Consider the following 691-nt stretch of genomic DNA (forward strand, 5'->3'; position numbering starts at 1 on the left):
CGGGTGGTTTGTCCCAGGGCTATAAGCCCAAATTACCAGCCAGCGCCTAAAGACGCTGGCTTTCACTTTGTTCAAGCCTTATTGCTCTTGACTCGTCACTTGCCTCTCAAAGAGGCTTTAGTATTACTTACCACTATCCCTAAAGGGATCCTCATATTCTTTTACACTTAATTTATCTAGTGCTATATCATGCTTTTCCTGTTCTTGAATATATTTCTTAATTGTGGCTTCATTAAGCCCTACTGTACTTACATAATAACCTTCCGCCCAGAAATGTCGATTCCCAAACTTGTACTTGAGATTGGCGTGTTTGTCAAACATCATGAGTGCACTTTTTCCTTTTAAATAACCCATGAAACTCGAAACACTTATCCTTGGTGGAATACTTACTAACATGTGTACATGGTCTGGCATTAAGTGACCCTCGATAATTTCAACTCCTTTATAACTACACAAGCGATGAAATATTTCGCCTAAACTACTTCGATATTGATTATATATAACTTTTCGTCTATACTTAGGGGTGAACACAATGTGATACTTACAGTGCCACTTTGTGTGCGATAAACTATGAGCCTTTTGTGCCATATTTTTCTCCTTTCGCTTTACAATTGGCTTGAACACCTTTATTGTATCGCGTTCGGAGTTTTTTTGGTATAACCTTCGACGCGCACCCGCATAGCGGGTGGTT

At 39.7% G+C, this 691-nt stretch carries 1 protein-coding gene; it reads right to left on the reverse strand.

Annotated elements, in window-relative coordinates:
* Positions 1–123 precede the first annotated feature (123 nt).
* Positions 124–588 (reverse strand): IS200/IS605 family transposase, encoded by a 465-nt coding sequence (gene tnpA / locus D8836_RS11105; RefSeq protein ID WP_000057429.1) that lies wholly within the window; start codon positions 586–588, stop codon positions 124–126.
* Positions 589–691 lie beyond the last annotated feature (103 nt).

The organism is Streptococcus mitis (assembly GCF_003942995.1).
Classification (GTDB): Bacteria; Bacillota; Bacilli; order Lactobacillales; family Streptococcaceae; genus Streptococcus; species Streptococcus mitis_CV.

Bases quoted from the DNA above. Each gene is read 5' to 3' on its own strand.
- tnpA (WP_000057429.1), bottom strand. From the start codon at position 588: ATGGCACAAAAGGCTCATAGTTTATCGCACACAAAGTGGCACTGTAAG.